This is a genomic window from Pseudomonas frederiksbergensis (assembly GCF_001952935.1).
Classification (GTDB): Bacteria; Pseudomonadota; Gammaproteobacteria; order Pseudomonadales; family Pseudomonadaceae; genus Aquipseudomonas; species Aquipseudomonas frederiksbergensis.
In genome coordinates, this window is record NZ_CP018319.1 from 2,309,868 (window position 1) to 2,332,149 (window position 22,282).

Consider the following 22,282-nt stretch of genomic DNA (forward strand, 5'->3'; position numbering starts at 1 on the left):
TGGGGCGCGTTGGAAAAGGATCAGCGGTTAGCCGGGCGCGCATTTTAGCCTGTCCGTATAGAGGTTATTAGCATTTATTCCGTATTCAACCTTCCATTTGGCAATATCGCGATCAAAGGTTAGAAAAAAGGAACGGCGCAAAACGACATCAGTCACTAATTAGGCAACTCGAAAACGCCCCCGGTCCGTGCCTGGGGTATTGCTCAAGAATCCTGGCTACGGCGGGAATCGCAACGAGGAGTTTTGTCTGATGAGTATTAAAAAACCTGCCGCAACCAAAAGCGCACTGGCCGGGACCGATACCCCGGACCGCGGGAACACCAATGCCAAGCTCGACAGCCTGGAGCAATTTCGTTCCGACGCCACTGAACAGGCCCTGCGCACCAACCAGGGCGTGAAAGTCTCGGACAACCAGAACACGTTGAAGGCCGGCGCCCGCGGGCCATCGTTGCTGGAAGATTTCATCATGCGTGAAAAGATCACGCATTTTGACCATGAACGCATTCCCGAACGCATCGTCCATGCCCGCGGCACCGGGGCTCACGGCTACTTCCAGAGCTATGACACTCATTCCGTGCTGACCAAGGCCGGGTTCCTACAAGACCCAAGCCAAAAAACCCCGGTCTTCGTCCGCTTCTCCACGGTGCAGGGTCCTCGGGGGTCAGGCGATACCGTGCGGGACGTACGAGGTTTCGCGGTGAAGTTTTTCACCGACGAAGGCAACTTCGACCTGGTGGGCAACAACATGCCGGTGTTTTTCATTCAGGATGCGATCAAGTTTCCGGACTTCGTGCATGCGGTGAAACCCGAGCCGCACAATGAGATCCCTACCGGTGGCTCGGCTCACGATACCTTTTGGGATTTTGTCTCTCTGGTGCCGGAGTCGGCGCACATGGTGATCTGGACCATGTCCGACCGGGCGATCCCAAAAAGCCTGCGCAGCATGCAAGGGTTCGGCGTGCACACCTTCCGCCTCATCAATGCCGAAGGTAAATCGCGCTTCGTCAAATTCCACTGGCGCCCCACTGCCGGGACCTGTTCGCTGGTGTGGGATGAAGCGCAGAAACTCGCCGGTAAAGACACCGATTACCACCGCCGCGATCTCTGGGAGTCGATCGAGATGGGCGACTACCCGCAATGGGAGCTGGGCGTACAGATCATCGAGGAGGAGAACGAACATACATTCGACTTCGACATCCTCGACCCGACCAAGCTGATCCCGGAAGAACTGGTGCCGATCACCCCACTGGGCAAAATGACCCTCAACCGTAACCCCGACAACTTTTTCGCCGAAACCGAACAGGTCGCCTTCTGCCCTGGACATATCGTGCCGGGAATCGACTTTTCCAACGATCCATTGCTGCAAGGCCGGTTGTTTTCCTACACCGATACGCAAATCAGCCGACTCGGCGGGCCTAACTTTCACGAAATCCCGATAAACCGTCCGGTGGCACCGTTCCACAATGGTCAACGGGACGCGTTGCATCGCTCCACCATCGACAAGGGCCGCGCGTCCTACGAGCCGAACTCCATTGATAGCGGCTGGCCGAAAGAAACGCCGCCGGCAGACCTGGATGGTGGCTTCGAAAGTTATCCAGAGCGCATTGACGCCAACAAGATCCGTCAGCGCAGCGAATCGTTCAGCGATCACTTCTCCCAGGCGCGGCTGTTTTTCCACAGCATGAGCAAGCACGAGCAGGAGCACATCATCTCGGCTTACAGCTTCGAGCTGGGCAAGGTTGAGCGAGCATTCATCCGCGAGCGCCAGGTGAATGAGATTCTGGCCAATATCGATCTGGAACTGGCCAAGCGCGTGGCGCAGAACCTGGGGTTGCCAGTGCCCAAAGCCGGGACGGTCGAAGTACGCAAAACCTCACTGGATCGCTCGCCGGCGCTGAGCCAGGCCAACTTGCTGCCGGCGGATATCAAAACCTGCAAAGTGGCAATCCTGGCAGCCAATGGCGTCGATGGTGCGGCGATTGATGCAATGAAGAAAGCGCTGAAGGCCGAAGGTGCGCACGCCAAACTGCTCGGCCCGACATCGGCGCCTGTGACCACCGCCGATGGCAAGGCCTTGCCGGTCGATGCGTCGATGGAAGGCTTGCCTTCGGTGACGTTCAATGCGGTGTTTGTGCCCGGTGGCGCGGCGTCGATCAAGGCGTTGAGCACCGATGGCGTGGCGCTGCATTACGTGTTGGAGGCGTACAAGCACTTGAAGCCGATCGCGCTGCAGGGCGAGGCCAAACAGTTGCTGGATGTGTTGAAGCTGGAGGTTGATGCGGGGTTGATCGTGGGTGCGGGCGCGGATGCGAATTTGACCAAACCGTTTTTTGCCGCGATCGGGCAGCATCGGGTGTGGGACAGGGAGCCTAAGGCCAAGGCGATTCCGGCCTGAAGTTTTGTATCGATGGCAAGGACGCCTTCGTCGGAACGCCGCCCGGAGCAAGCCCGCTCCCACATTAGACCGAGTATTTTTGAACAACCCGGTCAACTGTGGGAGCGAGCCTGCTCGCGATGCTTTTAGGGTTTACGCGGACTCAAAACCATCTGCGCCGGCACATTGCGCAAAATCTGCTTCTCCAGATTCAGATCAAAATCCGAATCGAGCTTCTTCACGCGTTTGGTCAACAACGTGGTCAACCAAGGGAAGTCCTGGGTGCGTGGCGCCTGAATGCTCACATCGCACTGGTAATTCACCACATCGGCGGCGATCGCATCCAGTTGGCGACGAAGCTTGGTCATATCCGTCAGGTTCAACGCAACCGTGGTGCTTTCAGCCGTCGGATCAATAACCTTGGCCTGTGGCTTGGCTTCGGCAGCCATGAGCGCAGCTTCGGCTCTATCGAGTTCAGCTTTGCGGGCATCAACAATGGCATTGTTGACCCCACCGGTTAGCGCCGGTGCCTTGGGCATCAACGCCCGGGCGCGGCTCAGCGCCGTGGCAGCGGCATTCACATCACCTTTTTGCAGCACGATCCGACTGCGGTGCAGATAGGCTTCGGCCAGTTGCCGTTGGTATTGCTCAAGGGATGGATCATTGGGCGACTCGGCCTGCAAGGCCGCCAGTTGATCTTCGGCAGTCGCCAGTTCGCTGCTGGCCAGGCTTTGTTGCAGCTGTGCGATGGCCGTGGCCCGTGCACCGCTAGCCTCGGGGGCCGCCGGTGGCGTGCTTTGACAAGCGCCCAGTAGCAATGAAAATGCGACAAGGAGCAGATAACGGGAGGGGAACAGCTTCATTCCTGCGACTCTCTATTTGCGCAAAAAACGAGCAAGTCTACACCCCTCGACGGGGCAGGACAAAACTCAGCAGAAACAGTGCGGCGGCCGTCACAACAATCGATGGGCCCGCCGGGGTGTCCTTGAACCATGACAATGCCAGCCCGCCACAGACCGCGAGCATACCCAGCAGGCTCGCGCCCAGCGCCATCTGCTCCGGTGACCGGGCGTGACGTTGTGCCGCAGCCGCCGGGATGATCAGCAACGACGTAATCAGCAACACCCCGACGATTTTCATCGCCACCGCGATCACCACGGCGATCAGCAACATCAGGGTCAAGCGCAACGCCGCCACCGGCAGGCCTTCAACCCTGGCCAGCTCTTCATGCACCGTGATGGCCAGCAATGGCCGCCACAACGTCACCAGCAACGCCAGGACGGCCGTGCTGCCGCCGAGTATCCAGGCCAGATCGGTCGGGCTGATCGCCAGCAAGTCGCCGAACAGATAAGCCATCAGGTCGATCCGCACTTCGTGCATGAAGCTTAGTACGACCAGGCCCAAAGAGAGCGTGCTCGGTGCGAGAATTCCCAAAAGCGTGTCAGACGCCAGCGGTTGGCGCTGTTGCAAGGTCACCAGCAACACCGCCAGCAGCAGACAGCCTACGGTGACCGCCACGGTCGGGCTGACATCCAGCAGAAACCCCAGCGCCACACCGAGCAGCGCGGCATGGGAAAGGGTGTCGCCGAAATAGGCCATGCGCCGCCAGACCACGAACGAACCCAGAGGGCCCGCGACCAACGCCAGGGCCAGGCCTGCAAGCAGGGCGTAGAGCAGAAAATCAGCCATGCTTGCAGCTATCTCCGTGAACGTGGGTAGAGGCCGATGGGACGGCGCTGACCACCGAGCCATGCAAGTCATGGGCGTGGTCGTGATGGTGGTGATAAATCGCCAGGCTTTGTGCGTTCTTTCCGAACAGCTCGACGAAAGCCGGATCACTGCTGACTTGCTCGGGATGACCGGAGCAGCAGACGTGACGGTTGAGGCAGACCACCTGGTCGGTGGTACTCATTACCAGGTGCAGATCGTGAGACACCATCAACACGCCGCAGCCGTGACGGTCGCGCAATCGTGTGATCAAGCTGTAGAGCTCGGCCTGCCCGGCCACATCGACGCCTTGCACAGGTTCGTCGAGCACCAGCAGTTCCGGCTCGCGCAGCAATGCCCGGGCCAGCAGCACCCGCTGCATTTCGCCGCCGGAAACACTTTGCACCGGACTGTCGATCACCTGTTCGGCGCCGACTTCCCTGAGTGCCGCCAAGGCCATGGCGCGGTCCACGCCCGGCACCAGACGCAAGAAGCGCAGCACCGACAGCGGCAACGTCGGATCGACGTGAAGTTTTTGCGGCATGTAACCGACCCGCAGCTTCGGCTTGCGCCACACGCTGCCACTGTCCGGTTTCAACAGACCAAGTACAGCGCGAACCAGCGTGGTCTTGCCAGCGCCGTTAGGGCCGATCAGCGTGACGATCTGCCCGGGCTCGACGCTCAGCTCGATGTTATCCAGCACGTTTTGCCCGGCGAAGGTGACGGCAACCTGCTCGAGGCGGATCAGCGCATTGCTCATCAAACCCCCTGACAACCCGAGCAGAGGCCGACCACTTCAACGGTCTGGCCTTCGACGACAAATCCGACATCCTTGGCGCTACTGATGATCGCGTCGCTGATGGATTTCTGTTCGAGCTCGATGGCGGCGTGACATTCGCGGCAAATCAGGAACTGGCCTTGGTGAGCGTGTCCCGGGTGATTGCAGCCGACGAAGGCGTTCAGCGAGGAGATGCGGTGTACGAGGCCGTTTTCCAGCAGGAAGTCCAGCGCACGGTACACGGTCGGCGGCGCCGCACGGCGGCCGTCCTGCTCGCTGAGCACCGCGAGAATGTCGTAAGCACCCAACGGTTTGTGGCTTTGCCAGACCAGTTCCAGCACCCTACGGCGCAAGGCGGTCAGGCGCAGGCCTTGACGTGCGCACAGGGCATCGGCCTCAGACAATGCGCTATGGACGCAATGAGAGTGGTCGTGGGGACGGCTGGCAATCGGTGTTTTAGGCATGAGCGGCGACGAGTTTTGTGAGAGACGTTATTATGTTACCCGTTCTCGCCTCTTCGAGTGGTCATCGTGTCCCGACTTTTTTCTATCTTTGTCGCATTTGTCGCCAGTTTTCTGCTGATCGGTTCAGCTCATGCCGAAGTCAAAGTTCTCACCAGTATCAAGCCTCTACAGCTGATCGCTGCGGCGGTGCAGGACGGCGTGGCGATTCCGGAAGTCTTGCTGCCGCCTGGTGCCTCGCCTCATAACTATGCCTTGCGCCCATCCGACGTACGGAAGGTGCAATCGGTGGATCTGGTTTACTGGATCGGTCCGAGCATGGAAGGTTTCCTGCCCCGCGTGCTGAATGGTCGTACGCTACCCAGCGTCGCCGTGCAGGATCTGCCGGGCCTGAAACTGCGACATTTCGCCGAAGAAAGCCACTCACACGCCGATGAAGCCGACGAGCATGATCACGATCACCGCCCCGGCAGCCTGGACGCGCACTTGTGGCTTTCGCCGGTCAACGCCCGTGCCATTGCCACAAAAATGGCCGCTGATTTGAGTGCAGCCGATCCGGCCAATGCCGCGCGTTATCAGAGCAACCTCAAGGCGTTCGATGAGCGCCTGGACGCCATGGATCTTCGCTTGAAGGCGCGCCTGGCCGGCATCGCGGGCAAACCGTACTTCGTATTCCACGAGGCCTTCGACTACTTTGAAGACGCCTACGGCCTCAAGCATGCCGGCGTATTCAGCGTCGCCGCCGAGGTCCAGCCCGGTGCCCAGCACGTCGCGGCGATGCGCACTCGATTACAGGAAGTCGGCAAAACCTGCGTGTTCAGCGAACCGCCTCTGCGCCCGCGCCTGGCGGAAACCCTGGTGGCGGGTCTGCCGGTGAAGCTGGCGGAACTGGACGCGCTGGGCGGTTACACGCCAGCGACCGCCCAAGGGTATGAGCAGGTACTGGAGAAATTGGGGAATGATTTGGCGGGGTGTCTGGAGTCGTTGTAACCGCCCCCCATATCCTGTGGCGAGGGAGCTTGCTCCCGCTGGACTGCGCAGCAGTCCCCTTCTTTTTAGGTAGAGAGTGGGGCCGCTTCGCGGCCCAGCGGGAGCAAGCCCCCTCACCACAATTTAAAGCGCGAACGGCAGCGGCGTGCTGACCTTCTGCCGCTGCGCCAGACGCTGCTGAAATTCCATCGGATCGTGAATCAACACGTCCTGCCCGGCAAACGACTCGGCGGCGATCAACCGCGACAACCAGAACCGCACACACGCCACTCGGAGCATGGTCGGCCACAATTCCGCCTCGGCCGCCGTGAACGGTCGCAGCGCTGCATAAGCGCCAAGCAACGCCCTCGCCCGCGGCCCGTCGATCAACCCGCTCTCGTCCGAACACCAGTCGTTCAAGGCGATCGCCACGTCGTAGAGCATTGGCCCCGAACACGCGTTGTAGAAGTCGATCAACCCGGTCAGGTGCGTGCCTTCGAACATCGCGTTATCGCGGAACAGGTCGGCGTGGATATTGGCTCGTGGCAGCGCCAGAATTTTCGTCTTTTGCTGTGTGATCTCGTCCAGCGCCCGTTGCAGCAGATCGCTTTGCTCGGCATTGAGGTGCGACAGCAACTGCGTGCCCTCTTCCAGCATCCAGTCCAGGCCGCGATCGGTCTTGCGCTTGATCATGTTGGCCTGGGTCGCCAGATGCAGATGGCCGAGCAACTCGCCCACCTGAGCGCAATGCTGCGCATTGGCTTCCTTGATGTGCTTGCCGGCCAGACGTGGCTGCAACAGCGCAGGTTTGCCGGCCAGTTCGCGCAAGGCGATGCCGTCGGTGGTGCGCAAGGCATAAGGCACGGGCAGGTTGGCGTCATGCAGCACGTCGAGCAATTCAATGAAGAACGGCATCTCCTGAACCGGACCGCGCTCAACCAGGGTCAGGACAAATTCGCCCTGCTCCAGGCTGATGAAGAAATTGGTGTTTTCGCTACCGGCGGCAATCCCCTGGAAATCAAGCAGGCGGCCGAGCCCGTAAGGGGCGAGAAAGGTTTCCAGCTCGGGCCGAGCCAGCGGGGTGAACACAGACATGTTTGAACTGCCAGTACGGGCGCCGCTGCTTGAGCCAGCGCCGATTGAAATTAAGAAACTACTTCCACTCAAAGATCTTCCACGACGGAATCAGCATATCCGGCTGATCCGAGCGGATGAAATTTGCATCGGTCCCGTCCGCGCGCACCAGGAAATACGGCGGTGCGCCCTTCGGTGTGACCTTGATTGCATACAGGAAACCGTTTTGACGGTACTCCTGGATGGTTTTATCCCCCTCCGTGCGGATAGTGACTTCCGGCTCCGGTGTCGGTGCATCGTCCGCCGCCATGACGGCCAACGGAACGGTTGCAAACAAGCCAGCCAGCAACAGGCGATTTAGTGTGCGCATGATAACCTTGTCCCTTTGTCGTCAACGGTCCCGCTATTCTAGCGCCGGACCCGCCGAAAAGGTTGATCCTGCTCATGAGCCAAGCCCCCCTCGTCCTGGTGGACGGTTCTTCTTACCTGTACCGCGCCTTTCACGCCCTCCCACCACTGACCACGTCCAAAGGTTTGCCAACCGGTGCGGTCAAGGGCGTATTGAACATGCTCAAGAGTCTGCGCAAGCAGTATCCGGACAGTCCGTTCGCTGTGGTGTTCGACGCCAAGGGCGGGACATTCCGCGACGAGATGTTCGCCGAATACAAGGCCAACCGCCCGAGCATGCCCGACGACATGCGGGTTCAGATCGAGCCGCTGCACCAGAGCGTGATCGCCCTGGGCTTTCCATTGTTGTGCGTCGAAGGCGTCGAAGCCGATGACGTGATCGGCACCCTGGCCCGCAGCAGTGCGGCAGCCGACCGTCCGGTGGTGATCTCCACTGGCGACAAGGACATGGCACAGCTGGTCGACGGCCACATTACCTTGGTCAATACCATGACCGGTAGCGCGCTGGACGTGGAAGGCGTGAAGGAGAAATTCGGCGTCGCTCCCGAGCAGATCATCGATTACCTGGCACTCATGGGCGATTCTTCCGACAACATTCCGGGCGTTCCGGGCATTGGCCCGAAGACCGCTTCCGGCCTGTTGGTCGGTGTGAACGGCGGCCTGACCGAGCTCTATGCGCAGCTCGACATCGTCCCGACCTTGCCGATTCGCGGGGCCAAAACCCTGCCGGCCAAGCTCGAAGAACACAAGGAGATGGCGTTTCTCTCCTATCAATTGGCAACCATCAAGATCGATGTGCCGCTGGATATCGGCCTCGACGACCTGCAAATGGGCAAGCCGGATCACGACAAGCTCGCCGAGCTCTACACCTTGCTGGAGTTCAAGAGCTGGTTCGAAGAGAACCAGCGCGACGCCAAGCGTTCCGGCCAGGAAGTCGTCGCGCCGGTGGCTGAAGAAGCGGCTGTCGGCACCGAACTCAACTACACAACGATCCTCACCCAGGCTGATTTCGACCTGTGGCTGAAGAAGCTCAACGACGCCAAGCTGTTTGCCTTCGATACCGAAACCACCGGCATCGATGCGCAGCAGGCGCAACTGGTCGGCCTGTCTTTCGCTGTACAAGCCAACGAAGCGGCCTACATCCCGCTGACCCATTCCTACATGGGCGTGCCGGATCAGCTCGATCGCGACACCGTGCTGCGCGCGCTGAAGCCGATTTTGGAAGACCCGAGCAAACTCAAGGTTGGCCAGCACGCCAAGTTCGATATGAACATCCTGGCCAACTGTGCCATCGGTGGCGATCAGAGCTGCGGCATCATTGTGCAAGGCATCGCTTTCGACACGATGCTCGAATCCTACGTGTTGGACTCCACCGCGACCCGTCATGACATGGACAGCCTGGCGCTCAAGTACCTGAATCACACCACCACCGGTTTTCAGGACATCGCCGGCAAAGGCGCCAAACAGCTGACATTTGACCAAATCTCCCTGGAACTGGCCGGACCTTACGCTGCCGAAGACGCCGACGTAACGCTGCGCCTGCATCAAACCTTGCTGGAAAAACTCAACGCCATCCCGAGCCTGAGCAAGGTGCTGAGCGAAATCGAAATGCCGTTGGTGCCGGTGCTGGCGCGGATCGAACGCCAAGGCGCGCTGGTCGATGCCAACCTGCTGGGCATTCAGAGCGTTGAGCTGGGCGAGAAAATGGTCGCCCTCGAGCGTGAGGCGTTCGCCATTGCCGGGGAAGAATTCAACCTCGGCTCACCGAAGCAATTGGGCGTGATCCTGTACGAAAAGCTCGGCCTGCCAATCCTCAGCAAAACCGCCAAGGGCCAGGCGTCCACCGCCGAAGCCGTGCTGGCGGAACTGGCCGAACAGGATTTCCCGCTGCCCAAAGTGCTGATGCAGTACCGCTCGATGAGCAAGCTGAAAAGCACCTACACCGATCGTCTACCAGAGCAGATCAACCCGCGCACCGGGCGAATTCATACCTCTTACCATCAGGCCGTCGCGGCAACCGGGCGCTTGTCGTCCAGTGACCCGAACCTGCAGAACATTCCGATCCGCACCGCTGAAGGGCGGCGGATTCGTCAGGCGTTCGTCGCCCCCAAAGGCTACAAGCTGCTGGCGGCGGACTATTCGCAAATCGAATTGCGAATCATGGCTCACCTGGCCAAGGACGAAGGTTTGCTGCACGCGTTCCGCAACGATCTGGACGTGCACAAAGCCACCGCCGCGGAAGTCTTCGGGGTTGAACTAGCAGACGTCACCACCGACCAACGGCGCAGCGCCAAGGCGATCAACTTCGGTTTGATCTACGGTATGAGCGCGTTTGGCCTGGCCAAACAGATTGGTGTTGATCGCAAGCAATCCCAGGCCTACATCGACCGTTACTTCGCCCGCTACCCAGGCGTACTCGAGTACATGGAGCGCACCCGCGCCCAGGCCGCCGAACAAGGTTTCGTCGAAACCATCTTCGGTCGTCGCCTGTACCTGCCGGAAATCAACGCGAAAAACCCGGCCCTGCGCAAAGGTGCCGAACGCACGGCGATCAACGCCCCGATGCAAGGCACTGCGGCGGACATCATCAAGAAAGCCATGATTGCCGTGGACAGCTGGCTGACAGCGTCAGGCCTCGACGCCAAAGTCATCCTGCAGGTGCACGATGAATTGGTGCTGGAAGTACGTGAGGATTTGGTCGATCAGGTCCGCGATGAAATTCGCGTGCACATGAGCGACGCAGCGAAGCTTGATGTGCCGCTGCTGGTAGAGGTTGGTGTAGGAAATAACTGGGATGAGGCTCACTGAACCGTCTGAAAAGGTGTTTTCCGCTGCGGCATAGTGCCGCGGCAGAAAGACCGAAGGGCGCTTAGTCCGGAAAATTCGAGGGCCTATTCCAAAGGCTTTTTAAAAAATTCTGAACTAAACGACTGAATCGTCACTCAGAGTTACTGAATGGGTGGTGAAGCCCTTCGATGCTCCTAATGTTGTGTTAAGTGTTGGCAGATATCTGGACCCCGCCCTAGCGGTCCGGAACTTGAACCCCGGAACTTCCCCCTCCCCATAAGAAGTCCGGGGTTTTTTTTGCCCGCGGTTTTTGCAAACGAGCTTACTCCGCGAGCTCGGAGCCCTTGTCCGCCAGTTCCATCCAACCTGCCAGTACAGTGTAGGCGTCTTCCAGACCCAGGCGTTTTGGCGCCGAGAACAGCTGGATGCTGATCGCATCTCCCCAACCCTTGCGGATGTCTGCCTGAACCTTGAGCAGGACGTTTTTTGCCGCGCCGTAAGTCAGCTTGTCGGCTTTGGTCAGCAAGATGTGCATCGGCATGCCGCTGGCGACAGCCCAGTCGAGCATCAGCAGGTCGAAGTCGGTCATTGGATGACGGATGTCCATCATCAAAATCAGCCCCTTCAAACTCTCACGACCACCCAGATAGGCTTCCAGGTGACGCTGCCAGTGCAGCTTCAACGGGATAGGCACTTTCGCGTAACCGTACCCCGGCAAGTCGACCAGACGACGATCATCGTCTAGCTTGAAGAAGTTCAAGAGCTGTGTGCGACCTGGAGTTTTCGAGGTCCGCGCAAGGCTGGCGTGCGTCAGGGTGTTCAGCGCACTGGACTTGCCGGCGTTGGAACGCCCGGCGAAGGCCACTTCAAAGCCTTCGTCGTCGGGGCATTGATCGACTTTGGCAGCGCTGAGCATGAAGGTGGACTGTTGGCACAGGCCGAGGATGGGGTTCTTGAGTTGCATGGGATTTCCGATGTGGGCGGCGCCGGGAATGGACGCGGCGAGCAGTGTCGTTTCCGTTTCAGTGACGCCAGTATATAATGCCGCAGATTTTGTGTGCGCTTTGTCCCAGCGTAGGATGAAGTTCACGAGAGCGATTGACCTTGATTGCGCACTAGAACGCAGAACGCTCTCAACCCTGAAAAGGTCGTTTTATGACGAAATGGCTGCTAGCTGCCGGTATCTTGATGCCGCTTTACAGCGCTCAGGCTACACAGGATCCGGAAGCTGTGTACAACCGTGTTTGTGGTGCCTGTCATTCCGGCCAACTACCCATGGCCCCCAAAAAGGGCGATCAGGAAGCTTGGACGCCGAGGTTGGCGAAAGGTATGGAGACGCTGGTGCAACACGTGACCCAGGGTTTCAAGGCGATGCCGCCGCGTGGTTTGTGCATGGACTGCAGTGCCGAGGATTACCAAGCAATCATCCAGTGGATGAGCGAGTGATCCCGGTCCATAACTCTTTAACCCTTAGCCGTAGTTGGATTAGCTGATGAACAAATTGATCGTGAGTCTGCTGTTGACCGTGGGGATCTCCGGCATTGCCCATGCTGCAGGTGATGCGACTGCTGGTCAGGCGAAAGCCGCAGTATGTGGCGCCTGTCATGGCCCGGATGGCAACAGTATGGCGCCTAACTTTCCGAAACTGGCAGGCCAGGGCGAGCGTTATCTGAACAAGCAGCTACACGACATCAAGTCCGGCAAACGCACGGTACTGGAAATGACCGGCCTGCTGACCAACCTGAGCGATCAGGACCTGGCCGATATCTCCGCCTACTTCGCCAGCCAGAAAGGCAGCGTTGGCGCCGCCGATCCGAAAGTCGTCTCTCGCGGTGAAGCACTGTTCCGCGGCGGCGATCTGGCCAAGGGCCTGCCAGCCTGCACCGGTTGCCACTCGCCGGATGGTAAAGGCAACGCAGCTGCCGGCTTCCCGCACCTGGGCGGCCAACATGCTCAATACATCGCCAAGCAACTGACCGACTTCCGCAAGGAAGAGGCCGGCCGCACCAACGATGGCGATACCAAGCCAATGCAGAGCATTTCCAAAAAGCTGAGCGACGAAGATATCGCAGCGGTGTCCAGCTACATTCAAGGCCTGCACTAAGACCGACGAATCGGGCGTTGCGCGAGGTGTACACCTCTCGCAACGTTAACGCTCGATTAATCCGTCGATGCAAGCATAAAAAGGGTGGCTTTGGCCGCCCTTTTTTGTGGCCGCTGCCGTTACACTACAGAACTCAAGCCCGCCAGTACCTGTCTGAAAACAGGTCGCGCGAGGCGACCAAAATTGTCCAGGAGTAAAGCATGCGTAATCTGATCATCAGCGCCGCACTCGTCGCTGCCAGCCTGTTCGGCATGACCGCCCAGGCTGCTGAAGCACCCGCCGCCCCTTACGTCGAACTGACTAACGCGGTTCCGGTGGCTGTACCTGGCAAGATCGAAGTGGTGGAGTTGTTCTGGTACGGCTGCCCGCACTGCTATTCATTCGAGCCGGTGATCAATCCTTGGGTTGAAAAACTGCCTTCCGATGTCAATTTCGTGCGTATTCCAGCCCTGTTCGGCGGCCCTTGGGACGCCCACGGGCAAATGTTTCTGACCCTGCAAAGCATGGGTGTCGAGCATAGCGTGCACGCTGCGGTGTTCAACGCCATCCAGAAGGAACACAAGAAACTGACCGACAAGGACGAAATGGCTGACTTCCTGGCGACCCAAGGCGTAGACAAGGACAAGTTCCTCGCTACCTTCGACTCCTTCGCCATCAAGGGTCAGATGACCAAGGCTCGCGAACTGGCCAAGAAGTATGAAATCTCGGGTGTTCCAACCATCATCGTCAACGGCAAGTATCGCTTCGACGTTGGCTCTGCCGGCGGTGCCGAACAAGCTCTGCAGTTGGCCGACAAACTGGTCGACAAAGAGCGAGCGGCTAACAAGGCTGCTGCCAACTAAGCGCGGCGACCACCATGCGCCGCTGGGGCACTGAACGCGTCGTTGGCCTGCATGATCCGCGGGTCAACGAACATCATCTGGAATCCACGGGCCTGCCCGCAGACAGTCGTCTGCGCTTGCTCAGTTTCAATATCCAGGTCGGTATCAGTACCGAGCGCTATCACCACTACCTGACCCGGGGCTGGCAGCACCTGTTGCCGCATACCGGGCGCGCCGACAATCTGCAAAAGATCGGCAATCTGCTGGGCGACTTCGATCTGGTCGCCTTGCAGGAAGCCGATGGCGGCAGCCTGCGATCAGGCTACGTCAACCAGGTCGAACACCTGGCCCAGCTCGGCGCATTCCCCTACTGGTATCAACAACTCAATCGCAATCTCGGACGCCTCGGCCAGCACAGCAATGGTGTGCTCAGTCGCCTGCGCCCGTGGGCGATTGAAGATCATCCGCTACCGGGGCCCAAGGGTCGCGGAGCGATTCTGGTGCGCTTTGGCGAAGGTCCTGAGGCGCTGGTGGTGGTCATGATGCACCTGGCGCTGGGCGCTCGCGCCCGCAGCATGCAACTGGCTTACATCCGCGAGCTGATCGGCGGCTATAAACACCAGGTGCTGATGGGCGACATGAATACCCATGCCAGTGACTTGCTGCAAAACTCCCCGTTGCGTGACCTCGGCCTGCTCGCGCCGCAATTGGAAGCGACCTTCCCCAGCTGGCGCCCGCAGCGCTGTCTGGACCATATTCTGCTGAGCCCTACCCTGACGCTTGAAAAGGTCGAGGTGCTGGCACAACCCATTTCCGATCACCTGCCGGTCGCGGTAGAGATTCGTCTGCCGGGTTCGCTCACGGCCGATGCATTGCCCGCGTTGAGCCCTGCCCCTCGCGGATCCCATGAATGAGCGACGAAGCACAGCGCTGGAAAGAGAAATACCTCAAAAGCATCGAACAACAGGAAAAGCTCGAACGTCGATGGGACGCCCGGCTCGACCTGCTGCGTCGTGGCCTGGTGCGCAGCACGCTGGCAGCCGAGGGCACCGACCGCGCCGTTGACCTATGCATGAAGGAGATGCGCGAAGTCGTGCGCACCGACGACATGGACGCCGGCCTGGCCGCCCTGCTTCCGCGGCTGGAAAAAGCCGTCCTCGACTCCGAACAACGTCGGGAAACCCGGGTCAATCAGACCAGCGCTGCATTGACCGCGCTGGTCTCGCAGCTGCAAACATTACCGCTGCCCCGCGAAGTAAGCCGGCCGCTGAAAAACTTCGCCAAGCAACTGGATGCAAGAGTCGGGCAGGCGCGCGAAATTCCGTTGCTGCTCAGCGAACTGAGTGGCCTGCAAGGCAAAGCTCTGAATCAGCTTGAAAACCCGGCAGAGCCCGGCCGCCCTGGTTTGCTGCAACGACTGTTTGGCAGCCGTGAAGCGGATGAAACGGATGAAACGGCATTGCAGGTTGTATCCGGCACCTTCACGGCGCCCGCCCCGCAGCCAGCCAAAGCAGTTGCAGCGCCTTATGCCGTAACACCACAGGTCACTGTCGATCTCGCGCCAGAGGTCGATAAGCGGCAAGTGCCCGCCGCACATGTTGCCGCTTCCGCTACTGCATCTGAGCCGGCAATCGAGGCGCCGCCGCCCTCTCCTGAAGTTGTAACGTTTGTCCCGCCGGTACTCGAGTTCGAGCAAGCACGCGCCCAGACTCCAGAGGCGCAACCGCAACCAGACATAGAACATCCAGAAGCACCCGCTCCATCGATCATCGAGCCAGAAATGCCGGCTCAATTGGCGATCAATCCCGACGAATTGACTCCGGTGGTCTATCTCGACAGCCTGCCGCTGCCCCCGGCCATGGCCGAGGTGTTGGCCGCCGCAGGCACTGAACAATCCGAGCCGGATGCTCTCTACGCCCTGCCGGACTCACCCGAGCCGTCCTACAGCTCGGTGGCCAAGCATATTGAAGACACGCTACTGGGCCTGCTGGACGACCTGACGCTGCCCGAGCGTCATCGTCCACAAGCCGAAGCGATGCGCGATCGTCTGCAAAACGGGTTGAACTGGTACGAATTACTACCAATCCTCGACGATCTAGCCACCTTGATGCTGGCAATCACCGACAGCGGCCAGCATGAATTCGAAGCCTACTTGCAACAGCTGAACGAACGTCTCGAGTCGTTCCAAAGCAACTTGCAAGCTGCCAGCGAAGGCCATGCCGACAACCGTTCCGCCGCCCGCGACATGGACACGCAGATCCGTGAACAGGTCGACGGCTTGCAGAGCAGCATGCAGGAAGCCGCCGACCTGGACGATCTCAAGCACGTCTTGGAAAACCATCTGGAAGGCCTGCTCGGCACCATGGACCAGCACCAGAAGCAGCGGGACGAGCGCGAGCAAGAAGTCGCCGCCCGCCTTCACAGTCTGGCCGAACGCGTTGCGCACATGGAGCAGGAAGCCCTGGGCTACCGCGAGCACCTTGAGGAGCAGCGTCAGAAAGCCTTGATCGACCCGCTGACCGGCCTGCCTAACCGGGCCGCCTGGAGCGAACGGCTGGATCACGAAATCAACCTATGGCAGCAACACGGCAACAGCCTGTTGCTGGCCATGCTCGACCTCGACCATTTCAAACGCATTAACGATAACTACGGTCACCTGGCGGGCGACAAAGTACTGAAAATCATCGCGAACGTGCTGCGCAAGCGCCTGCGTGGGACGGATTTCATTGCCCGGTTCGGTGGTGAGGAGTTTGTGCTGTTGATGCCAGACACTGGGCCAACCGCTGGTGCGAAATTGCTGGAAAAGCTGCGCGCCTCGATCGAAGCCTGCCCTTTCCACTTCAAGGGTGAGCCGGTAACCATCACCATTTCCATGGGCCTGACGGCCTTCAAACCCGGTGAACATAGCGATCTTGTGCTTAAAAGAGCCGATCAGGCTCTATATCGCGCGAAACATGCCGGTCGCAACCAAGTGGCACTGGGCTGAGAATCAATTGTTCCATTTTGTTTAAAATTGCCCGTCGGCCGTTTGCGTGCAAGGCCGTACGTTACACTGTTGCATTACTGTCTTGCGTGTATTGCCTTCTGCCATGAAATATCTAGCGCTTATCGTGTCTCTGATTCTGTTGGCCGGCTGTGCCAGCGGCCCCCGGCTCAACACCAGTCACCCTTCACCCAACTTTGACAGCCGAATTCAGTTCGTGGTCGTGCACTACACCTCCGCGTCTTTGGAGCGCTCGCTGCAACTGCTGACTCACGGCGACGTCAGCAGCCACTATCTGATTGGCGACGACAAGGGCGCCACCATTTACAAGCTGATGGATGAAAACGTCCGAGCCTGGCACGCCGGGGAAAGCGAATGGCAAGGCCGGACCTGGTTGAACTCCAGCTCCATTGGCATCGAAATCGTCAACCCGGGTTTTAAAGACACCCCTGCCGGGCGCCTTTGGTACCCCTACAGCGAAGACCAGATCCAGTCCCTGATCGTGCTGCTCAAGGACATCAGCAAGCGTTACGCCATCAATCCCCGCAGCATCATCGGCCATAGCGACATCGCCCCGCTGCGCAAGCTCGATCCGGGGCCGCTGTTCCCCTGGAAGCGTCTGGCTGCCGAAGGCCTGGGAGTCTGGCCCAATGAGCAGGCCGTAACGCGTCAGCAAGTACAGTTTGAAGTAAAACTGCCAACCATCAGCTGGTTTCAGGCACAGCTGGCCCGCGCGGGTTATCCCACGCCGCAAACCGGTGAACTGGATGTGGCGACGCGTCATGTGATTGCGGCCTTCCAGATGCATTTCCGACCGACACGTTTCGATGGCACACCGGACGCGCAAACCGCGGCGCTTCTACAAGTGTTGAACCAGACAAAATAATGACGCCCGCCCGACGGTCAGGGCTTTTTTTCAATCAGCAGCTATAACTCATTGGTAATACTTCGGATATTCCTATGACGGCTGCTCGAGAGACACTACGTAGTTGGTTCTTTCGCCCTTGGTTTTTGGCGATGCTGGCTGCTGCCTTGAGCGCGATACTCCTGATGACCGGCAGCCTGTTCGTGGCCATGCATCAAGTCGAGCAGAACGAAAGCGCAGAGATGAATGCCCAGGGCGAGCGCTTCCTTGCTCGCCTGGAGCAGTTGTTCGGGCAATTGCGGGAAAGTCTCGACGACCTTGAAGCCCAGCCGTTACGCGGCTGCGATGACGAAATGATCGCGACCTTGCAACAGGTCAGCTTCAACTACCGTTTCGTTTACGAAGCCGCTTATATGGACGCCTCGCGGATCTGTTCCAACCGCCCCCGCCAGGAAGGGTTGTCGATGATAAGACCGCCCGACATTAAGGGGCCGACCTACAGTTATTGGCTGAACACCACCACCGAACCCGATGAAAACCGCGCCGCGCTGATGCTCGGACGCGGTAATTTTCGCGTCGCGACGTCTCGCGGTCATTTGACCGACATGGTCGACTTGCCACCGGGAAGCAGCCTGCTGGTGGTGCTCGACCACGGTACGCGTGCGATTCCGGTACTGGGTGTCCCCCAGGTCTGGCCACCAACAGAACCCTGGCCCCCGAAAAGCCTCGACGCGCTACAAGTAACGCATTCCCGCTTGATCTACCGCATGCCCACCAACAACCCGGAATACCAATTGGTGCTGATCAGCCCGCGCACCGGCATGCATGTGCCCGCCGTCTGGTGGTGGTTGCTGCCGGCCAGCCTGTTACTCGCCTTATGCGTGGGTTTTCTGGTGCTTCTGCTGGTGCGCCAGCGACAGTCGCTGGACGCCGAACTGAGTGGCGCCATACGACGAGGCGAATTGCAGGTGCTGTATCAGCCGATCTTCGACCTCGACAGCCGCAACTGTGTCGGGGCCGAAGCCTTGCTGCGCTGGCGAAGACCGGACGGCACCCTGACCAGCCCCGACCTGTTTATTCCAATGGCGGAGAACACCGGCCAGATCCGCCAGATGACCGACTTCGTCCTGCAACGCCTGCTTGAACAGCTGGGGCACTTGTTGCGGGCCAATCCGCAACTGTACATCTCGGTCAACCTGGCGGCCTGCGACGTGATGGTGCCGCGTATCGGCCAGGTAATGGCGCGCCTGCTGACCTTGCACCGTGTCGCGGCCAAGCAAATTGCCTTTGAGGTTACCGAGCGGGGATTGATCGATGTCGTGGTTGCCCGGGAAAACCTGCAAGCCTTGCGGGATGTCGGGCATCAAGTGCTGATCGATGACTTTGGCACCGGCTATTGCAGCCTCGCCTATCTGCAAACCCTGCCAGTCGATTGCCTGAAAATCGACAAGGCGTTTATCGATGCACTGGGTCATGACGCTGCTAGTAGCGGTGTCGCACCGCACATCATTCATATGGCCCAGGCCCTGCAACTCAAGGTGATCGCCGAGGGCATCGAACTTGAATCCCAGGCGGCGCTTCTGAGCAGCGAAGGTGTGAAGTTCGGTCAGGGCTGGCTGTTCGCCCATGCCTTGAGTGCGGTGCAATTCATCGAGCTGATTACCCGTGGCCGCCGATTGGCCGCCCGACGTCTCGATGACGAAGCCTGAAGCGATTGCGGCTTAAACCGACAACGCCATATAGAACTGAGTACCCTGCCCTGGCCGCGAATAAACACCCATCCGACCGCCGTGCAACTGCACGATTTCCTTGCACAGTGCCAGACCGAGCCCGGCGCCGCCCTTCTTGCGACCCACCTGTACAAAGGGTTCGAAAATCCGCCCCTGCTGACCATAGGCAATGCCTTCGCCGTTGTCCTCGACGCTGATAATCACCCGCTCCCCATGGCGTCGAGCCTGCAAACGTATTTGCCCGCCGGTGGCGGTATGGCGCAACGCGTTGTCGATCAGGTTGTCGAGCACCCGGTCCAACTGCGGCTGATCGGCCTGCAATCGTGGCAATGTCCCTTGCACTTCCACTAGCAGTTCGAGGCCCCGCTCTTCTGCTGGGCCAGCAAAACGTGTTCGGGCCTGCTCCAGCAAATCCTCGATGGAGCACGGAGCCAACGTGAGTTTCTGCAATCCGTTCTGGTAGCGGGAGAAGTTCAGCAGGTCGTTGATCAGCTGCATCAAACGCTGCATTTCCTCATTCACGGTGTCCAGCAGATCAGCTTCACGCGAGTCCTTGGCAAAGTGTGCGCGCTCGCGGAAAAGGCCGAACGCCATGTGCATTCCAGTGACCGGCGTTCGCAATTCATGGGAGGCGCGCAGCACGAACTCGCTGCGCACCCGCTCAAACGCCCGCTGTTCGGTGACGTCATGCAGCACCATCACGGCGCCCAGAATATGCCCTTGGGTGTGGCTGACTGGCGTCAGGCTAAAGGTCAGCAACCGCGACTCCCCGTCGACCTCGATACTCAGGTCCTCAGGCGCGCGCTCCAGGGAGCCCCCGCGCAGTACCAGTTGCAGCTGATCATCGAGTTCGGGGCGCTCAAGCGCCGCACCCAGACCTTGACCGAGACGATCGCTTTCCCAGCCCAATTGACGTTGCGCAACCGGGTTGAGGTGTTCCAAACGGCCATCGCGGTCGATCATCAGCAAGCCATCGTCGATGCTGTCGAGTACGGCCTGCAACCGCTGCTGGCCTGCGAGCAGCTCATCGATATTGGTGGCCTGGTGCTCACGCAAGGCCTGGGCCATGATCCCGAAGCGCTTGGTCAGCAGGTTCATTTCCACGGCCGAGGAAATCGGTAGCGTCACTTCGAAATTGCCTTGGCCGATGTTGTCCGCCGCTTGGGCCAGCGCCTCGATCGGCGCACCAAAACGCTGAGCGATAGCGTGGGCGGTGACGAAGCCGATGATCAGCACCGCCAGCCCCACCAGCCCGAGCAGGCCGGCAACCAGCAGCGCCCTCTCCCGAGCCTGCCGTTCGGTGGCACTGATGTTATCCAGCGCACGCTGTTGCTCGACGATCAAACCATTGCGTAGCGCATTGAATTTTTCGGTGAGTTCTTGGTTGCCACTGAACGCCTGCGTCGAGTCACGTGACAGGTCGTACGCCTGGAGAAAGCTCAGGTAGTCCGTCCTGGCCTGTTCGAAACCGTGCTGGCGCTCATCGCCAGCCTTGGCTTGGACAATGCCGTCGTCAAGCAACTGGAAATATTGCTGCTTGGACGCCTCGAACGCTGCAGGATCCGGCTTCTCGCTGAGCATGATCATCATCTGATCGCCCAAGGTCTGACGCAATTTCAGTCCAAGGTCCAGCGTGACGAAATTATTGCGAATCAGCGCTTCCTGGGAACTCGCCATCTGCATCACGCTGACCAGCCCGAGCAACAGGCCGAGCAGTGCCACGGTGATCAGCGCGGAAATACTCAAGAACAGCCGCGTGCGCAATTTCATCGCTAGTCTCATCGGAGACAGCTCACAAGTTGTACTGCTTGCGTTTTCGGTACAGCGTCGAGGCATCGATACCGAGGGTCTTGGCGGCCTGGTCCAGCGTATCTGCCGTGGCGAGGACCGCTCCGATGTGGGCTTTTTCCAATTCATCCAGGCTCAGCGCAGCGCCGATGCGAGGCGCGTTGTTCACCGGGGTTTCAGCCATGCCCAAGTGGCTGATCTCGACCCTTTCCTGTGGACAAATGATGCTTGCCCGCTCCACAACGTTGCGCAGTTCGCGAATATTCCCCGGCCAGCGGTAACCGAGCAGCGCTTCACGGGCGTCATCGCTGAAACCCCGAGCCGGACGCGCGTATTCCTTGACGAAACGGGCCAGAAAGCGATCGGCCAGGTTCAGGATATCTTCCCTGCGCTCGCGCAGTGGCGGCAGGTGCAAGGTGATGACGTTCAGGCGGTAGAGCAAATCTTCACGGAAACGGCCGTCGCGGACCATGTCTTCGAGGTTCTGGTTAGTGGCCGCGAGGATGCGCACATCGGCGCGGCGGGTGATGGGGTCGCCCACCCGTTCGTATTCTTTATCCTGAATAAAACGCAACAGCTTTGGTTGCAAAACCAATGGAAAATCGCCGATCTCGTCAAGAAACAGCGTCCCACCGTCGGCCTGATTGACACGCCCCAGAGTACTTTCGCTGGCACCGGTGAACGCGCCACGGCTGTGGCCGAAGAGCTCGCTTTCCATGAGTTCGGCGGTCAGGGACGGGCAGTTGATCGTGATGCAGGATTTCTTCGAGCGCTTGCTCCAGCCGTGAATGGCCTGGGACAGTTCGCCTTTACCGGTGCCGGACTCGCCGAGAATCAAAATGTTGGCATCGGTGCTGGCCACCTGGCGGGCGGTTTCGAGCACGACTTTCATCGCCGGGCTGTGAGAGTCCAGGCCATCCTTGGGTTTGCGCACTTCGCCTTCAAGGGCTTCCAGACGTGCCGACAGTTGCCGCACTTCCAGTTGCTTGGCGGTGGCCAGGCGTAATTGGTCGGGGCTGCAAGGCTTGACCAGATAGTCGGCGGCCCCGGCCTGAATGGCATCGACCGCAGTATCCACCGCAGAGTGAGCGGTGACGATCACCACCCTCATCCACGGCGCCTGAATGCGCATTTGAGCCAGCACATCAAGGCCGTTGTCTTCCCCCAGGCGCAGATCAAGGAAACACAGGTCGAACACTTGACGCTGAAGCAGTGCATCAGCCTGAGCGGCGCTGTTGGCGGTAGCGACGCTGTAGCCTTCATCTTCGAGGCAATAACGAAACGTACGCAGGATGGCGGACTCATCGTCCACCAGCAGAATGCGGCCTTGATGCTCAGTGGCTGACTCCATTTTCCTACGCTCCTTAATGAATAATCTTGGTTAGTCCCGGAATAATCGGGCAAGTTGCATGGTTGATTCTGGTCGATTTCAG

Annotated in this window: 19 protein-coding genes; 10 read left to right on the forward strand and 9 right to left on the reverse strand. The window is 59.4% G+C overall.

Going from position 1 to position 22,282, the window contains the following annotated elements; translation table 11 throughout:
* Positions 1-250 precede the first annotated feature (250 nt).
* Positions 251-2,395, forward strand: coding sequence for a catalase HPII (katE, locus tag PFAS1_RS10690; RefSeq protein WP_076029138.1), 2,145 nt, complete (start codon positions 251-253; stop codon positions 2,393-2,395).
* 125 nt (positions 2,396-2,520) lie between these two features.
* On the opposite strand, the gene PFAS1_RS10695 is transcribed toward katE, so the two are convergent.
* Genes PFAS1_RS10695 through zur form a run of 4 tightly spaced genes read right to left on the reverse strand, consistent with a single transcriptional unit; the run spans position 2,521 to position 5,323 of the window.
* The gene (locus tag PFAS1_RS10695) at positions 2,521-3,237 is read right to left on the reverse strand and encodes a PA5502 family lipoprotein (RefSeq protein ID WP_076029139.1); all 717 of its coding nucleotides are present in this window, start codon (positions 3,235-3,237) and stop codon (positions 2,521-2,523) included.
* A gap of 37 nt (positions 3,238-3,274) precedes the next feature.
* Positions 3,275-4,063, reverse strand: a complete 789-nt coding sequence (gene znuB / locus PFAS1_RS10700) for a zinc ABC transporter permease subunit ZnuB (RefSeq protein WP_074872307.1) — start codon at positions 4,061-4,063, stop codon at positions 3,275-3,277.
* Entirely contained in the window at positions 4,056-4,841 is a 786-nt protein-coding gene (znuC, locus tag PFAS1_RS10705) for a zinc ABC transporter ATP-binding protein ZnuC (protein WP_076029140.1), read from the reverse strand. The genes znuB and znuC overlap by 8 nt, the downstream gene beginning before the upstream one ends.
* Positions 4,841-5,323: a zinc uptake transcriptional repressor Zur gene (gene zur / locus PFAS1_RS10710; RefSeq protein WP_033059798.1), complete on the reverse strand. Its 483-nt coding sequence runs from the start codon at positions 5,321-5,323 to the stop codon at positions 4,841-4,843. The genes znuC and zur overlap by 1 nt, the downstream gene beginning before the upstream one ends.
* 66 nt (positions 5,324-5,389) lie before the next feature.
* On the opposite strand from zur, the gene PFAS1_RS10715 reads away from it, so the two are divergent.
* Positions 5,390-6,310 (forward strand): zinc ABC transporter substrate-binding protein ZnuA, encoded by a 921-nt coding sequence (locus PFAS1_RS10715; protein WP_076031518.1) that lies wholly within the window; start codon positions 5,390-5,392, stop codon positions 6,308-6,310.
* Positions 6,311-6,433: 123 nt separating this feature from the next.
* On the opposite strand, the gene PFAS1_RS10720 is transcribed toward PFAS1_RS10715, so the two are convergent.
* Positions 6,434-7,384 carry a homoserine kinase gene (locus PFAS1_RS10720; protein WP_076029141.1) on the reverse strand — a complete coding sequence of 317 codons (951 nt, stop codon included), beginning with the start codon at positions 7,382-7,384 and terminating at the stop codon, positions 6,434-6,436.
* Positions 7,385-7,442: 58 nt separating this feature from the next.
* Positions 7,443-7,733 (reverse strand): DUF2782 domain-containing protein, encoded by a 291-nt coding sequence (locus PFAS1_RS10725; protein ID WP_076029142.1) that lies wholly within the window; start codon positions 7,731-7,733, stop codon positions 7,443-7,445.
* 74 nt (positions 7,734-7,807) lie between these two features.
* On the opposite strand from PFAS1_RS10725, the gene polA reads away from it, so the two are divergent.
* Positions 7,808-10,579 carry a DNA polymerase I gene (gene polA / locus PFAS1_RS10730; RefSeq protein WP_076029143.1) on the forward strand — a complete coding sequence of 924 codons (2,772 nt, stop codon included), beginning with the start codon at positions 7,808-7,810 and terminating at the stop codon, positions 10,577-10,579.
* Between the two features lie 301 nt (positions 10,580-10,880).
* On the opposite strand, the gene yihA is transcribed toward polA, so the two are convergent.
* On the reverse strand, positions 10,881-11,522 hold the full coding sequence (yihA, locus tag PFAS1_RS10735; protein ID WP_074872299.1) for a ribosome biogenesis GTP-binding protein YihA/YsxC: 642 nt from the start codon (positions 11,520-11,522) through the stop codon (positions 10,881-10,883).
* 191 nt (positions 11,523-11,713) lie between these two features.
* On the opposite strand from yihA, the gene PFAS1_RS10740 reads away from it, so the two are divergent.
* The 7 genes from PFAS1_RS10740 to PFAS1_RS10775 all read left to right on the forward strand — a co-directional run bounded on the left by PFAS1_RS10740 (position 11,714) and on the right by PFAS1_RS10775 (position 19,040).
* Positions 11,714-12,004 (forward strand): c-type cytochrome, encoded by a 291-nt coding sequence (locus PFAS1_RS10740; protein WP_074872298.1) that lies wholly within the window; start codon positions 11,714-11,716, stop codon positions 12,002-12,004.
* 46 nt (positions 12,005-12,050) lie between these two features.
* Entirely contained in the window at positions 12,051-12,662 is a 612-nt protein-coding gene (locus PFAS1_RS10745; RefSeq protein ID WP_074872296.1) for a c-type cytochrome, read from the forward strand.
* A 200-nt stretch (positions 12,663-12,862) separates the two neighbouring features.
* Positions 12,863-13,504, forward strand: a complete 642-nt coding sequence (locus PFAS1_RS10755) for a thiol:disulfide interchange protein DsbA/DsbL (RefSeq protein ID WP_076029144.1) — start codon at positions 12,863-12,865, stop codon at positions 13,502-13,504.
* Between the two features lie 14 nt (positions 13,505-13,518).
* Positions 13,519-14,397, forward strand: coding sequence for an endonuclease/exonuclease/phosphatase family protein (locus tag PFAS1_RS10760; protein WP_033059783.1), 879 nt, complete (start codon positions 13,519-13,521; stop codon positions 14,395-14,397).
* Positions 14,394-16,469, forward strand: a complete 2,076-nt coding sequence (locus PFAS1_RS10765) for a GGDEF domain-containing protein (RefSeq protein ID WP_076029145.1) — start codon at positions 14,394-14,396, stop codon at positions 16,467-16,469. The genes PFAS1_RS10760 and PFAS1_RS10765 overlap by 4 nt, the downstream gene beginning before the upstream one ends.
* Before the next feature lie 103 nt (positions 16,470-16,572).
* Positions 16,573-17,352, forward strand: coding sequence for an N-acetylmuramoyl-L-alanine amidase (locus tag PFAS1_RS10770; RefSeq protein ID WP_076029146.1), 780 nt, complete (start codon positions 16,573-16,575; stop codon positions 17,350-17,352).
* A 74-nt stretch (positions 17,353-17,426) separates the two neighbouring features.
* Entirely contained in the window at positions 17,427-19,040 is a 1,614-nt protein-coding gene (locus PFAS1_RS10775) for an EAL domain-containing protein (RefSeq protein WP_076029147.1), read from the forward strand.
* A gap of 12 nt (positions 19,041-19,052) precedes the next feature.
* On the opposite strand, the gene PFAS1_RS10780 is transcribed toward PFAS1_RS10775, so the two are convergent.
* The gene (locus PFAS1_RS10780) at positions 19,053-20,843 is read right to left on the reverse strand and encodes a KinB sensor domain-containing domain (protein ID WP_076029148.1); all 1,791 of its coding nucleotides are present in this window, start codon (positions 20,841-20,843) and stop codon (positions 19,053-19,055) included.
* Positions 20,844-20,853: 10 nt separating this feature from the next.
* Complete coding sequence (gene algB / locus PFAS1_RS10785) at positions 20,854-22,200, reverse strand: sigma-54-dependent response regulator transcription factor AlgB (RefSeq protein WP_076029149.1); 1,347 nt, start codon at positions 22,198-22,200, stop codon at positions 20,854-20,856.
* Positions 22,201-22,282: the final 82 nt, after the last annotated feature.